The sequence below is a fragment of the Parolsenella sp. genome (genome assembly GCF_982402205.1).
This window is the reverse complement of record NZ_CEVYAT010000005.1, coordinates 16,959-30,502: the sequence shown is the minus strand read 5'-3', so window position 1 is coordinate 30,502 and position 13,544 is coordinate 16,959. Positions and strand designations below refer to the sequence as shown.

Here is a 13,544-nt window from a genome sequence, read left to right as displayed (position 1 = left end):
GCTCGATGTTATCGAGCGTGATGGGGGAGCGTGCGCAGACGAGCTCGACGCCCGCCGCCTCGCACGTCTCCCTCACGCCCTGCTCGCGCAGAGTCTCCTGGGGCTTATCGATGTCGGGCCTGAAGTAGAGGACGCGCTTGCAGCCGCGCGAGAGGACCCGCTCGCAGGACAGACGGGCGCCGCCAACGTAGTCGAGGTCTACGGTGCTGTAGGAGTCTGCCTGGGTCTGGGTGTCGAACACCACGAGCGGGGCATGCTCGTCGGAGAGGACCTTGAGGCTTCGCTCGTCCGGGCCCTGGTTGTCGGTCCCAATAAAGATGATGCCGCCCACGCGGCCGGCCAGGAAGGCCTCTGCGTAGTCGGCAATGCCAAGATTGTTGATCTTGTTGCCCAGCAGAAGGGCGTTGTAACCCTCCTGCTCGAGCTTGGTTTGGATGCCGTAGGCCATCTGCGAGAAGCGCGGCACGGCCAGGTTCTTGCGTATGACCATGCCGATGCAGGGGCTGTGGTGGTTGCGAAGGGTGCGGGCGTGCGCGTTGGGCGCGTACTTGAGCTTACGGGCGGCCTCGAGCACGCGCTTGCGAGTCTCGGGGCGGATGGACTGGCCCGGCGTGTTGTTGATCACGTAGGAGACGGTTGCCGGCGTGACACCGGCCTCCCGTGCGACGTCCTTGAGAGTGGCCCGCTTGCCCATTTCGCCTCGATTGCCACGGAATAGCTTTTACGTTTAAGTAACCACTAACTATGTACCACGGACAGCGATTTGGTGCCACAAAACTGGTCAAATAACGTTTGCCCCCACAAAACCGCCGTTTACCGAGGTAATCGGCTTGTTGCTTTGTGAACGGTCTGTTTCGGAACGCGAACGGTAAAAAGGGGACGCCTTTACGAATCGTAAGCAAATCCGAAATCTTGGCTGTGGTACAACTCCAATCACTTACTCGTTTAAGTGCTTTTCCGACGTTCCGGAGGAGAAGGAGGCCGTCGTTGAAAAACAAGAAGGAGTCAATCTGGAGCAAGGTGCCAAGCTGGGCTTGGGCGCTTATCTCCCTGGCGCTGGCAGTGGCCTTGTGGCTGCTCGCGTCTAGCAAGTGGCCAGCAGTGTTCGCGCCGCCCCTCAAGGTGTGGGAGGCGTTCGCGAGCCGAGCCGCGAGCGGCATCCTGTGGGCCCACGTCTGGGCGTCCGTCTCCCGCGTGCTCACGGGATTTGGCCTTGCCTTCGTGGCGTCGATCCCGGTGGCGTTCCTCATGGCCTGGTATGACCCGTTCCGTCACGTCGTTGAGCCCTGGATCCAGTTCATCAGGAACATCCCGCCGCTGGCCTACGTCTTCCTCATCATCGCGGCTTTGGGCATCGGCCAGGCCTCGAAGATCACGGTCATCTTCATCGCTTCGTTCCTCGTGATGGTCGTGACCATCTACCAGGGCGTCAAGGGCGTAGACACGACGCTCATCAAGGCGGCGAAGGTCCTCGGTGCCAAGCAGTCCGACATCTTCTTCAAGGTCACCATCCCCGCCTCCACCCCGTTCATTCTCGTCGCCGCGCGCCTTGGCCTGTCCACGTCGCTCACGACCCTCATGGCCTCGGAGATCGTTGGCGGAGACAAGGGCATCGGCATGATGATTCAGCAGGCAAGCGGCTACTACCAGATGGACGTCGTCCTGCTCGGCATCATCCTGCTCGGCATCATCGGAATTCTGTTCGAGAAGATCGTCCGCTACCTTGAGAGGAGGTTCACGGGATGGCAGGAAACGGTGCAGCAGTAAAGGTTCACATCGACAACGTCGTCAAGAAGTTCGATACCCGCAAGGGCGAGATGACCGCCCTGAACGGAGTGAACCTTGACATTCACGAGAACGAGTTCGTCTGCGTCGTGGGCCCCTCCGGCTGCGGAAAGTCGACGCTGCTCAACATCATCGGCGGGCTTGAGGAGCCCACGAGCGGTAGCGTCACCGTGGACGGCAAGCCCGTCGAGGGCCCCGGCCCCGACCGCGGCATCGTCTTCCAGCAGTACGCGCTGTTCCCTTGGCTCACGGTGGAGGAGAACGTCAAGTTCGGCCTCAAGCTCCAAGGTAAGAGCAAGGAAGAGTGCGACGAGATCGCCAACAAGTACATCAAGCTCGTCGAGCTCCAGGACTTCGCGAAGTCCTACCCCAAAGAGCTTTCGGGCGGCATGAAGCAGCGCGTTGCCATCGCTCGCGCCTACGCTGTGAACCCCAAGGTCCTGCTCATGGACGAGCCCTTTGGCGCGCTCGATGCCCAGACGAGGACCCAGCTACAGTCCGAGCTGCTCGAGACGTGGGAGAAGGAGCAGAAGACCTGCTTCTTCATCACCCACGACGTCGAGGAGGCCATCGTGCTCGCCCAGCGCGTCGTGATCATGTACGCGCGCCCGGGTCGCGTCAAGGAGGTCGTCGACATCGACATCCCCTATCCGCGTACGCAGGAGACCAAGATGTCGCCCCGGTTCCTCGAGCTCAAGAACCACATCTGGAGCCAGGTCTACCAGGAGTACCTCTCGGTCAGGAAGTAGGGCCGCCGCAAGGCGGGGGCGCCTCGGAGCCCAAGCAAGTCTGTCTGGCTTTATCGGGGCCGCGCCCCCGAAAGGAAGAGGAGGACGACGTCCTCGTCCACACACAGGGAAAGGAACCTGTCATGAAGAAGCTCGATACCGCCCAGATGTCCCGTCGCTCGTTCCTGAAGATCTGCGGTTTCGGTGCGGCCGCTGCCGGCCTCGGTCTCGTTGGCTGCGGCGGCTCTGGCTCCACCGCCGCCACGACCGAGGCTGCCTCCTCTGCCGCCACGGCCTCCTATGACCCGGTTACCCTGCGCGTCGCCTTCATGCCCAACCTGGGCTCCGCCGCCACCCTGTACGCCGCCATCGACCAGGGCTACTTCGATGAGGTTGGCATCACCGTCGAGCCCTCCCAGTTCGATGCCGGCCCCGCCGAGATCGCGGCCATGCAGTCCGGCGACATCGACCTCGCCCAGATCGGCCACGGTGCCCACGCGCTGTGCATCGAGGGCCAGGCCAAGATCTTCGCCTTCGACCAGCTCTCCAAGGCAGACTCCGTGGTGGCCAACAAGTCCCACGGCATCGAGAAGGCCGCCGACCTCAAGGGCAAGACGATCGCCTTTGCCTCCGGCACGTCCTCCGAGGTCATCCTCAACTACGTCCTCAAGGACGCCGGCCTCACCACCGATGACGTCACCCTCGTCGAGATGAAGGTCGACGGCATGACCACCGCTCTCATCTCCGGCCAGATCGACGCCGCCGCCACGTGGTCGCCCAACACCGTCACGCTCGAGCAGCAGCTTGGCGACGACTACCTCGTCCTGGGCAACAACACCGACTACTCCGACAAGGTCGCCTTCCCCGGCTCCTTCGTCTGCCTGCCCGAGTACGCCGACAAGAACGCCGAGATTCTCGAGCGCTTCGCCGCCGCCCTCGACAAGGGCAAGGTCTACCGTGCCGCCAACATCGATGCCTGCGCGAAGCTCCTCGCCGACAAGCTCGGCCTTCCCGAGGACACGCTTCTACAGTCCACGGATGAGGGCGACTGGCAGGGCTCTGCCGATGCCATCGGCCACACCGACACGATCATGGGCTACTACAAGGCCCAGCAGCAGGTCTTCATCGACAACGGCCGCATCGAGGCCGAGGTGCCCGTCACCGACTACGTCCTCGAGGACGTCATCACCGCCGGCGACAAGCTCTATGAGACCATCAAGTAGCTAACTGGTACGGTATGGCTCGCGCAATCGAGCCATGACACGTGGCCTCCTCGCAGAAGGATGATTCCCCCATCCGCGCGGGGAGGCCGCGTTGTGCGAAAACAGGAGGAAGCATGGACTACTATCACATCTCGGCGGAGGAATTGGGACAGGGCGCCAAGATTCGCCTCGAGTTCCCCGGTGACTCGCCGGCGGTCTTTTTCGAGATGGCCCAGGACATGGTCCGTACGATTCGCGAGCACAACGCCGCCGGTGCCAAGACGGTCTTCATCTGCCCGGTTGGTCCCGTTGGCCAGTACCCCTACTTCGTGAAGATGGTCAACGACGAGCGCCTCTCGCTCAAGGACTGCTGGTTCATCAACATGGACGAGTACCTCACCGATGACGACGAGTGGATCGACGCTTCCGATGGCCTCTCGTTCCGCGGCTTCATGGACCGAGTGGTCTACAGCCAGATCGACCCCGAACTGGTCATGCCGCCCGAGCAGCGCATCTTCCCCGACCCCAAGGATCCAGGCCACGTGGCCGAGGTCATCGAGTCGCTGGGCGGTGTCGACGTCGCCTATGGCGGCATTGGCATCACCGGCCACCTCGCCTTCAACGAGCCGCAGGAGGACCTCACTGTCGAGCAGTTCGCGGCCCTCGAGACCCGCGCCCTCGACATTCACCCCGAGACCCGCGCCACCAACAGCGCGGCAGACCTCTGCGGAGCTCTGGAGGACATGCCTTACCGTGCCGTTACCATCGGCATGGCGGAGATCCTCGGCGCTCGCAAGGTGCGCCTCGGGGTCTTTCGCGAGTGGCACCGCGGTGCCGTGCGCCGTGCCGCCTACGGCAAGGTCACGGCGGCGTTCCCCGCGACCCTTCTGCAGAATCACCCCGATGCGGTCATCTACGTGAACGACGTTGCCCGCAAGAGGGCCTACTAGGGAGTGACGCTGGTGGAAAACGCGTGCTACATAACGGGTGCAGAGGTCCTCACGCGGGGCAGGCTGGCCCGTCTCGACATCACCGTCGAGGACGGCCGCGTCGTGCGCCTTTCCTCTGCGCATGACAACCCGGGCGCCCTGCCCGTCATCGATGCGGCGGGGCTCAGGGTGCTGCCAGGCTTCATCGACGTGCACACCCACGGCGCCGCCGGCGTCGACGTGAACGCCGCGGACGTCGAGGGGCTCAGGAAGATCGGGCGCTTCTTTGCGTCACAGGGCGTTACCGGCTGGCTGTGCTCGATTCTCACGGACACGCCCGAGCAGACGCTGTGGTGCATCGAGCAGGCGAGACAGGTCATCGAGGGGGGTCCGTACGACGGTGCCGCCCTGCTGGGCATCCACCTCGAGGGTCCCTGCCTGTCGAGCGAGTACAAGGGTGCCATGCCCGAGCATCTGCTCATGCATGAGGCCTCGCCAGACCTGTTTGCACGCTACCAGGAGGCTGCCGGCGGGCATGTGCTGTACACCACGCTGGCGCCCGAGGTGCCTGGGGTCCCCGATCTCATCCCCGAGCTTGCCAAGATGGGCATCACGGCGGCCATCGGGCACAGCGGGGCGGGCTATGACCTGTCCATGCGCTGTGTGGAGGCCGGGGCCAAGGCCGCCACGCACGTGGGTAACGCGATGCGCCTCTTCCACCAGCACGATCCCGCGATCTTTGGCGTTGCGCTCGAGACCGACCTGTATTGCGAGACCATCGCAGACGGCAGGCACCTCCACCCGGGCACCGTTCGCCTCTACGCCAAGGCCAAGGGCTGGGATCGCGTCCTGGCCATCACGGACTCGATCATGGCGGCGGGTCTTCCCGACGGCCACTACAAGCTTGGCGTGAACGACGTCGTGGTCGAGGACGGGGATGCCAAGCTTGCCTCCAACGGCGTGCGCGCGGGTTCCACGCTCACGCAGGCCCAAGCCCTGCGCAACCTCATGAAGTTTACCGGGGCACCGGTCGAGGAGGCCTCGAAGGCCAACTCCGCAAACCCCGCGGCACTCTTTGGATGGGCCGATCGCGGCCACATCGACGAGGGCGCACTGGCAGACCTCGTGCTGCTCGATGAGGACTACGAGGTGGCTCGGACGATCGTGGGGGGCCGCACGGTCTACACCCGATAGCGACACTTTCTCATACTCGGCCCCGGACGTATCCCCCCCCCCTTCCGTCCGGGGCCACTCTTGTATGTAGGGACGGGGACTCACAGCCGCTCCGCGATTAATCCCACCGTTCGCGGGAGCACCATAGGCAAGCGTGTGCGGGTGGGGGACGCTACTGTCCAAGGGTTAAGGCGCTCCGCGGGCTGCCGCAGCCACGGAGGTCAGACGAAGGGAGCTCTCATGGGAAAGATGGCTGAGGAGACGGTCGAGATTGGGCCGGACACGCTTGACGGTTACCTGCGCGCCAACACGCGCGTCTTCGCCGAGGTGGGGGAGAAGACCTACTACGTCACCCACACCGATGGCTACTGGCGCGTCCAGGACTGCGGGCTGCTCAACGACAAGGGCCACTTCACGGACTGCTCCGACCTGGTGCCCACGGTCGACGAGGTGCTCAACCTGCCGTGCATCGACGGCAAGAGCCTGCTCGAAGTCGCGGCGGACGCCTCGTTCCACGCGAGCGTCGACGAGTAGGACCGACGACGGGACTGCTATGATGGGCGTCGCCTGGGGCGGCGCCCTTTTTTGTGGGGGTCGCGTGAACGCGGGACCGCGCGCGACCAAAACGGGAATTTCCACTGGTAAAAGCCCTTGCAAAGGCATATCCTTATGAGCTGCACTGTGAAGGCTCCTGCCGATTAGCCGTCGAGCAGGAGGTACGAGGGTAACCGAGGTCTAAAAGCCCCGAGCCAACCCCGTGCTGAGAAACCCCATAAGGAGTGAAAATGGCTGAAGAGAAGTACGTCCCGCGCTTCAAGACCAAGTACAACGACGAGGTCCGTGCCAAGCTCATCGAGCAGTTCGGCTACACCAACCCCATGTGCGTCCCGAAGATCGAGAAGATCGTTGTGAACATGGGCGTCGGCGAGGCCGCTACCGATTCCAAGGCTATCGACGGTGCCATCTCCGACCTGCGCGCCATCACCGGCCAGCAGCCGTCCATTCGTCGTGCCCGCAAGTCCATCGCTACCTTCCACCTTCGTGAGGGTCAGCCCATCGGCGCCAAGGTCACCCTGCGCGGCGACCGTATGTGGGACTTCCTTGATCGCCTGATCTGCGTTGCCATCCCCCGCATCCGCGACTTCCGCGGCATTTCCGCCAAGAGCTTCGACGGCCGTGGCAACTTCTCCATGGGCGTCACCGAGCAGCTCATCTTCCCTGAGATCGACTTCGACAAGATCGATCGCACCCGTGGCATGGACATCACCATCGTCACCACCGCCAACACCAACGAGGAGGGCAAGGCCCTGCTCGACGGCTTTGGCTTCCCGTTCGCCAAGTAGCATTGGTAATCCCGCCGCCGGCCTTGTGTCGGCGGCGTGCCGCGCAAGCGGCGAAAATAGCCGCACAAAAGTGCGGCCGTCATCCGTAAGGAGGATTTGTGGCTAAGACATCGATGATCGTCAAGGCTCAGCGAGAGCCGAAGTTTTCGACGCGCACCCAGAACCGTTGCCAGCGCTGCGGCCGTCCGCACAGCGTCTATCGCAAGTTCGGCCTGTGCCGTGTCTGCTTCCGTGAGCTCGCTAGCAAGGGCGAGCTTCCCGGCGTCCGCAAGGCGAGCTGGTAGGTCCTAGACCTTCAGCTCCTGGGCAAAAGGAAGACTCCCGTCCAGGCGACCTGGCTACGGGCCAGGCTGAACCGGACGCAGAGGTTCATCCCTACCGAAGGAGAATCCCAATGAACGTTACCGATCCCATTGCAGACATGCTCACGCGCATCCGCAACGGCAACACCGCCGGCAAGGATGTCGTCAGCATGCCGTCGAGCAAGGTGCTCGTCGAGATCGCCCGTGTTATCACGGAGGAGGGCTACATCGAGGGCTACGCCGTCGAGGACACCAAGCCCCAGAAGACCCTGACGGTCACCCTGAAGTATGGTGCGCGCCGTGCCCGCGTCATCCGCGGCATCAAGCGCATCTCCAAGCCGGGCCTGCGCATCTACAGCAAGGCCGAGGACCTTCCCCGCGTCCTCGGTGGCCTCGGCACCGCCGTTATTTCCACCTCCAAGGGCATGATGTGCGACCGCGACGCTCGTAAGCTCGGCGTCGGCGGCGAGGTCATCGCCTACATCTGGTAACTCACGGCAGGATAGGAAAGGAGACTCACCATGTCCCGTATTGGCAAGAAGCCTGTCCAGATTCCCGCCGGAGTCACTGTGACAGTTGAGGGCAACCACGTCCACGTCAAGGGCCCGAAGGGCGAGCTCGATCGCCACTTCTCCGAGCTCGTGACCATCAAGGAGGAGGGCGAGGAGATCCTCGTCACCGTCAACGACGAGTCCCGCGAGGCCAACGCCCAGCACGGCCTGACCCGCACCCTCATCCACAACATGGTCCTCGGCGTCTCCGAGGGCTTCATGAAGCAGCTCGAGCTCACGGGCGTCGGCTACCGTGTCGCGCTCAAGGGCAAGGATCTTGACCTCTCGCTCGGCTACTCTCACCCGGTCATCTACAAGGCCCCCGCGAACATCACCTTCGAGGTCCCCGACAACACGCACATCAACGTGAAGGGCATCTCCAAGGAGCAGGTCGGCCAGGTTGCCGCCGAGATTCGCATGAAGCGTCCTCCCGAGCCCTACAAGGGCAAGGGCATCCACTACATGGGTGAGCACATCCGCAGGAAGCTCGGCAAGGCTGCCAAGTAAGGCCTGTCCAGTAAGTCATAGAAGACCGTCACCCTGCTAGGTGACGGCGTGACTAAGGAGATTTTCATGAACAAGTTCAAGGCTAAGAGGGCTGGCCTCAAGCGCCGCGAGCGTCGCGTCCGCTCCAAGATTTGCGGCACTGCCGAGCGTCCCCGCCTCTCCGTGCACCGCACGAACACCAACATCTACGCCCAGGTCATCGACGACGTCGATGCCAGGACCATCTGCACCGCCTCGACGCTGGACCCCGAGTTCCGCGCCACGGGCAAGCTGGGCTCCAACAAGGAGGCCGCCGAGCTCGTGGGCAAGATGGTTGGCGAGCGCGCCCTCAAGGCTGGCGTCACCACGGTGACGTTCGACCGCGGCGGCCGCATCTACCACGGCCGTGTCCAGGCTCTCGCTGATGGCGCCCGCTCCGCGGGTCTGAAGTTCTAGGAGGTATCTGTAATGGCTCGTAACCCGAAGCAGCAGCGCGACGCCTCCGAGCTCCAGGAGCGCGTCGTCTTCATCCACCGCGTTTCCAAGACCGTCAAGGGCGGCCGTCGTATGTCTCTCGTCGCCCTCGTTGTCGTCGGCGACGGCAAGGGCAACGTTGGTCTTGGCACCGGCAAGTCCTCTGAGGTGCCCCTGGCCATCCAGAAGGCTTCCGACAACGCCAAGAAGAACATGTTCAAGGTGCCCCTGACCGAGACTGGCTCGGTGCCCCATGACGTCATGGGCGAGTTTGGCGCTGCCCGCGTCCTCGTGAAGCCCGCCATCGACGGTACCGGCGTCATCGCCGGCGGCCCCGTTCGTCCGCTCTTCGAGCTGGCTGGCATCAAGAACGTCCTGTCCAAGTCCATGGGCTCCAGCAACGGCCTCAACATCATCAAGGCCGCCGCTGAGGCTCTGAAGCAGCTCTCGAGCCCCGAGGAGACCGCCGAGCGTCGCGGCCTCACCGTCGCCGAGATGTTCGTCGGGAAGGAGAACTAGTCATGGCGAAGACCCTCACCGTCAAGCTCGTCAAGAGCGCCGTCTGCGGTGTCAAGGCTGACCAGACCCGCACCTGCCGCGCTCTCGGCCTCCGCAAGATCAACGACACGCACGTGCTTCCCGATAACGAGAGCGTCCGCGGGATGATCTTCAAGGTCAAGCACCTCGTCACCGTTGAAGAGAACTAGGAGTCACACCTATGCAGCTCAACGATCTGCGCCCCGCTGAGGGCGCCAAGAAGGCCCGCAAGCGCATTGGTCGCGGCAACGCCTCCGGCCACGGCACCACTGCTGGCCGCGGCACCAAGGGCCAGCTCTCCCGCTCCGGTGGCGGCAAGGGCGCTGGCTTCGAGGGCGGTCAGCAGCCGCTGGCCATGCGCCTCCCGAAGCTCCCCGGCTTCAAGCACCACGGTCGCGTCGAGTACACGCCGGTCAATGTCTCCCGCCTCGAGGACAAGTTCAACGACGGCGACGTCGTGGACACCGAGAGCCTCATCGCCGCTGGCATCATCAAGCGCGACTATGAGCTCGTGAAGGTCCTTGCCGACGGCGAGATCACCAAGAAGCTCACCGTCAAGGTCGACAAGGTCACCCCTGCCGCCCAGGCCAAGATCGAGGCCGCCGGCGGAAAGGTTGAGCTCCCGTGCTAAATGGCATCCTCAATGCCTTTCGCGTCAAGGAGCTTCGCAACAAGATCCTGCTGACGGTCGGTATCCTCGTCCTCTACAGGATCGGGGCATACGTGCCCGTGCCGGGCATCCCCTTCTCGGGGATGCTCTCGGCATATCAGTCGAGCTCCAGCGCGAACAGTGCTATCGCGGTTCTGAACCTGTTCAGCGGTGGCGCACTCTCTCGCGTGTCGGTGTTCTGCCTGGGCATCATGCCCTACATCACGGCCCAGATCATCATGCAGATGCTCCAGGCCGTGGTTCCGAGCCTCGGCACGCTCGCCCGCGAGGGCGAGAGCGGCCAGCGCAAGATCACGCAGTACACGCGCTACGTCACCGTGGGCCTCGCCCTGCTCAATGCCATCGGCTACCTCTTCCTCTTCAAGAGCTCCAGCTTTGGCATCGACTTTTCGCAGACGGGCATTCCCGAGTGGCTGATGAACGTGGTCGTCGTGGTCTCGATGCTTGCCGGCGCCATCCTCATCATGTGGATGGGCGAGGTCATCACCCAGCGTGGTATTGGCAACGGCATGAGCCTCATCATTTTTGCCAACATCATCTCGGGCCTGCCCACCTCGATCATCCAGTCGCTGCGCACCTCTGACAACGGTATCCTGCTCACGATCCTCACCGTCGTGGTAATCGTCGCGGTTGTCCCGTTCATCGTCTACATCGAGCGTGGCCAGCGTCGCATCGCGGTGCAGTATGCCAAGCGCGTCGTGGGTCGCAGGATCATGGGCGGCCAGTCCACGTACCTTCCCGTCAAGGTCAACACGGCTGGCGTCATCCCCATCATCTTCGCGAGCGCGATCCTGTACCTGCCGGCTCAGATTGCGGTGTTCTTCCCCGGTGTTGGCTGGATCAGCACCTTCGCGAACGCCGTGAGCTCCGGTTGGCTCAACTGGATTCTCTCCGTGCTTCTCATCGTCGGCTTTGCGTACTTCTACACCTCCATGGTGTTCAACCCCGATGAGACGGCCGACACGCTGCGCAAGCAGGGCGGCTTCATCCCTGGCGTTCGCCCGGGCTCAGCCACCTCTGCCTACATCAAGAACGTGCTGAACCACATCACGCTTCCTGGTGCCATCTTCATCGCGATCGTGGCCGTCGTTCCGTCGATCATCTTCACCTTCACCGGCAACTCGCTGGTGCAGGCCTTTGGCGGCACGTCGATCCTGATCATGGTTGGCGTGGCCCTCGACACGATCTGTCAGATCGAGAGCCAGCTCAAGACCACCAACTACGAGAACCTGCTTATCAAGTAAGTCTCGGACAAAGAGTCTTTGCGGGGTCGTCGCCTTCGGGCGGCGGCCCCGTTTGTTTTGCGGTAGGCTGGAGGGACGGAATTCTCTGATGCGCATCGGCGCAGAAAGAAGGCACGCATGAACATCGTTCTGCTCGGCGCCCCCGGTGCCGGTAAGGGCACTCAGGCCCAGAAGCTCGTCGAGGAGTATGGCGTTGCCCACATCTCCACCGGCGACCTGCTCCGCGCCGCCGTCAAGGCCGGCACCAAGCTGGGCATTAAGGCCAAGTCCTACATGGACAACGGCCAGCTCGTTCCCGACAAGCTCGTCGTCGACCTCGTGACCGAGCGTCTCGACGCCGATGACGCCAAGAAGGGCTTCATCCTCGACGGCTTCCCGCGCAACACCGCTCAGGCCGTGACGCTCGACTCCGCTCTTGCCGAGATGGGCCGCAACCTCGACGCCGCTCTGCTCGTCGATGTTGCCGCCGACGTCATCGTCAAGCGCCTGTCCTCGCGTCGCACCTGCAAGGAGTGCGGCTACACCGCTCCCGCCGGCGCCGACACCTGCCCCTCCTGCGGCGGCGAGATGTACCAGCGCGACGACGATAAGCCCGAGACGATCCAGAAGCGCCTTGACGTCTACGAGACGCAGACCTCTCCGCTCGTCGAGTACTACCGTGGCAAGGGCCTGCTCAAGTCCGTCGACGGCGACCGTCCGGTCGACGAGGTCTATGCGGACGTCAAGGAGCTCCTCGGTCTATGCTAAAGATCAAGACCGCGGCAGAGATTGAGGCCATGAAGCCGGCCGGAGCCCTCTCCAAGCTGGCCCTTCGCCGCGTTGGCGCGATGATTCGCCCGGGCGTCGACACCCTCGAGCTCGACCGCGTTGCCGAGAGCATCATTCGCATGCACGGCGGCACGCCCGCCTTCAAGGGCTACGGCGGATTCCCTGCCAGCATCTGCTGCTCGGTGAACGACCAGATCGTCCACGGCATCCCGTCTGCGGCCACCGTGCTGCAGGAGGGCGACATCGTCTCCATCGACACGGGCGCCATCGTGAACGGCTGGGTTGGCGACAACGCCTGGACCTTCTACTGCGGCAATCCCAGCGTGGCCGACAAGGGCCTGTGCGAGGTCACCCGCGACTGCCTCAAGGCCGGCATCGCGGCCGCCGTCCCCGGCAACCGCCTGGGTGACGTGGGCCATGCCGTCCAGAGCCTTGCCGAGGCCAATGGCTACGGTGTGGTACGCGACTACGTGGGGCACGGCGTGGGTCGCGCCATGCACGAGGAGCCCAACGTCCCCAACTACGGCAAGGCCGGCAGGGGAGTCAAGCTTCAGGTGGGCATGGTCATCGCCATCGAGCCCATGATCTGCCTCGGCGGCTACGAGAGCCACGTGCTCCCCAACCGCTGGACCGTCGTCACCAACGACGGGCTCGCTGCGGCCCACTACGAGAATACGATCGCCATCACCAAGGATGGCCCCGTGATTCTCACGGCAGACGCCGACGGCCCCTGGTGCGACATGATGGGTGGCACGGGCGGCGACGCGGGCGAGCATTAGCCTCGCCTGGCTACAGAAGTTGTGGAGAACCCGCGCTGCATGGACGTAGCGCGGGTTTTTCGTTATGATGTTCAGTCGCTGTGTCATGTATCGAGGAGAAGGTAGCACGCAGTGAGCAAACAGGATGCAATCCAGCTTGAGGGCAAGGTGCTCGAGCCGCTGCCCAACGCGATGTTTAACGTTGAGCTCGAGAATGGCCACACCATTCTCTGCACCATCTCGGGAAAGATCAGGATGAACTACATCCGCATTCTTCCCGGCGACAAGGTTGACGTGGAGATCTCCCCGTATGACCTGCAGCGTGGCCGCATCACCTACCGCTACAAGTAGGGGTTCGGCAGGACCACCTGGTCCAAACCGCCGCGCAAGCGGCACACAGCCTTGGATATTCTCGCCAGCGGCTGGGCGTTCATATAGGAAAGCAAGACACACCGAGAGGAAGAACGATGAAAGTACGTCCTTCGGTCAAGAAGATGTGCGACAAGTGCAAGATCATCCGTCGCCACGGTAAGGTGTACGTGATCTGCGAGAACCCGCGCCACAAGCAGCGTCAGGGCTAGGAGAGGAGCACAA

General features: G+C 63.3%; 20 protein-coding genes. 19 read left to right on the top strand and 1 reads right to left on the bottom strand.

Going from position 1 to position 13,544, the window contains the following annotated elements:
• A partial coding sequence (locus tag AC1VTH_RS00900; RefSeq protein WP_481334213.1) for a LacI family DNA-binding transcriptional regulator occupies window positions 1–694 on the bottom strand: 694 nt, incomplete at its 3' end.
• 407 nt (window positions 695–1,101) lie between these two features.
• On the opposite strand from AC1VTH_RS00900, the gene AC1VTH_RS00895 reads away from it, so the two are divergent.
• The 19 genes from AC1VTH_RS00895 to rpmJ all read left to right on the top strand — a co-directional run bounded on the left by AC1VTH_RS00895 (window position 1,102) and on the right by rpmJ (window position 13,531).
• Window positions 1,102–1,767 (top strand): ABC transporter permease, encoded by a 666-nt coding sequence (locus AC1VTH_RS00895; protein WP_481334211.1) that lies wholly within the window; start codon window positions 1,102–1,104, stop codon window positions 1,765–1,767.
• Window positions 1,743–2,534, top strand: coding sequence for an ABC transporter ATP-binding protein (locus tag AC1VTH_RS00890; RefSeq protein WP_126420858.1), 792 nt, complete (start codon window positions 1,743–1,745; stop codon window positions 2,532–2,534). Before AC1VTH_RS00895 ends, AC1VTH_RS00890 begins: the two co-directional genes overlap by 25 nt.
• Window positions 2,535–2,656: 122 nt before the next feature.
• Complete coding sequence (locus tag AC1VTH_RS00885) at window positions 2,657–3,736, top strand: ABC transporter substrate-binding protein (protein ID WP_481334209.1); 1,080 nt, start codon at window positions 2,657–2,659, stop codon at window positions 3,734–3,736.
• A 113-nt stretch (window positions 3,737–3,849) separates the two neighbouring features.
• Window positions 3,850–4,665, top strand: coding sequence for a sugar phosphate isomerase family (locus AC1VTH_RS00880; protein WP_481334207.1), 816 nt, complete (start codon window positions 3,850–3,852; stop codon window positions 4,663–4,665).
• A gap of 12 nt (window positions 4,666–4,677) precedes the next feature.
• Window positions 4,678–5,838, top strand: coding sequence for an N-acetylglucosamine-6-phosphate deacetylase (gene nagA / locus AC1VTH_RS00875; RefSeq protein ID WP_324249947.1), 1,161 nt, complete (start codon window positions 4,678–4,680; stop codon window positions 5,836–5,838).
• 219 nt (window positions 5,839–6,057) lie between these two features.
• Window positions 6,058–6,351, top strand: coding sequence for a CDP-alcohol phosphatidyltransferase (locus AC1VTH_RS00870; protein ID WP_481334205.1), 294 nt, complete (start codon window positions 6,058–6,060; stop codon window positions 6,349–6,351).
• Between the two features lie 251 nt (window positions 6,352–6,602).
• Window positions 6,603–7,160 (top strand): 50S ribosomal protein L5, encoded by a 558-nt coding sequence (gene rplE / locus AC1VTH_RS00865; RefSeq protein ID WP_293673111.1) that lies wholly within the window; start codon window positions 6,603–6,605, stop codon window positions 7,158–7,160.
• Window positions 7,161–7,258: 98 nt separating this feature from the next.
• Complete coding sequence (locus AC1VTH_RS00860; protein WP_087227323.1) at window positions 7,259–7,444, top strand: type Z 30S ribosomal protein S14; 186 nt, start codon at window positions 7,259–7,261, stop codon at window positions 7,442–7,444.
• A gap of 110 nt (window positions 7,445–7,554) precedes the next feature.
• On the top strand, window positions 7,555–7,953 hold the full coding sequence (gene rpsH / locus AC1VTH_RS00855) for a 30S ribosomal protein S8 (protein ID WP_293673112.1): 399 nt from the start codon (window positions 7,555–7,557) through the stop codon (window positions 7,951–7,953).
• Window positions 7,954–7,983: 30 nt separating this feature from the next.
• Window positions 7,984–8,520 carry a 50S ribosomal protein L6 gene (gene rplF, locus AC1VTH_RS00850; RefSeq protein WP_481334202.1) on the top strand — a complete coding sequence of 179 codons (537 nt, stop codon included), beginning with the start codon at window positions 7,984–7,986 and terminating at the stop codon, window positions 8,518–8,520.
• A 66-nt stretch (window positions 8,521–8,586) separates the two neighbouring features.
• Window positions 8,587–8,955 carry a 50S ribosomal protein L18 gene (rplR, locus tag AC1VTH_RS00845; RefSeq protein ID WP_293673114.1) on the top strand — a complete coding sequence of 123 codons (369 nt, stop codon included), beginning with the start codon at window positions 8,587–8,589 and terminating at the stop codon, window positions 8,953–8,955.
• 12 nt (window positions 8,956–8,967) lie between these two features.
• Window positions 8,968–9,492 carry a 30S ribosomal protein S5 gene (gene rpsE, locus AC1VTH_RS00840; RefSeq protein WP_293673115.1) on the top strand — a complete coding sequence of 175 codons (525 nt, stop codon included), beginning with the start codon at window positions 8,968–8,970 and terminating at the stop codon, window positions 9,490–9,492.
• 2 nt (window positions 9,493–9,494) lie between these two features.
• Complete coding sequence (gene rpmD, locus AC1VTH_RS00835; protein ID WP_126420878.1) at window positions 9,495–9,680, top strand: 50S ribosomal protein L30; 186 nt, start codon at window positions 9,495–9,497, stop codon at window positions 9,678–9,680.
• An 11-nt stretch (window positions 9,681–9,691) separates the two neighbouring features.
• Window positions 9,692–10,141 carry a 50S ribosomal protein L15 gene (rplO, locus tag AC1VTH_RS00830; RefSeq protein WP_293673116.1) on the top strand — a complete coding sequence of 150 codons (450 nt, stop codon included), beginning with the start codon at window positions 9,692–9,694 and terminating at the stop codon, window positions 10,139–10,141.
• Window positions 10,135–11,424, top strand: a complete 1,290-nt coding sequence (secY, locus tag AC1VTH_RS00825) for a preprotein translocase subunit SecY (protein WP_293673117.1) — start codon at window positions 10,135–10,137, stop codon at window positions 11,422–11,424. Before rplO ends, secY begins: the two co-directional genes overlap by 7 nt.
• 117 nt (window positions 11,425–11,541) lie before the next feature.
• The gene (locus tag AC1VTH_RS00820) at window positions 11,542–12,171 is read left to right on the top strand and encodes an adenylate kinase (protein WP_481334199.1); all 630 of its coding nucleotides are present in this window, start codon (window positions 11,542–11,544) and stop codon (window positions 12,169–12,171) included.
• Window positions 12,165–12,971 carry a type I methionyl aminopeptidase gene (map, locus tag AC1VTH_RS00815; RefSeq protein ID WP_481334197.1) on the top strand — a complete coding sequence of 269 codons (807 nt, stop codon included), beginning with the start codon at window positions 12,165–12,167 and terminating at the stop codon, window positions 12,969–12,971. The genes AC1VTH_RS00820 and map overlap by 7 nt, the downstream gene beginning before the upstream one ends.
• A 111-nt stretch (window positions 12,972–13,082) precedes the next feature.
• Window positions 13,083–13,301 carry a translation initiation factor IF-1 gene (gene infA / locus AC1VTH_RS00810; RefSeq protein ID WP_073296232.1) on the top strand — a complete coding sequence of 73 codons (219 nt, stop codon included), beginning with the start codon at window positions 13,083–13,085 and terminating at the stop codon, window positions 13,299–13,301.
• Between the two features lie 116 nt (window positions 13,302–13,417).
• The gene (gene rpmJ, locus AC1VTH_RS00805; protein ID WP_013252436.1) at window positions 13,418–13,531 is read left to right on the top strand and encodes a 50S ribosomal protein L36; all 114 of its coding nucleotides are present in this window, start codon (window positions 13,418–13,420) and stop codon (window positions 13,529–13,531) included.
• The last annotated feature ends 13 nt before the right edge of the window (window positions 13,532–13,544 follow it).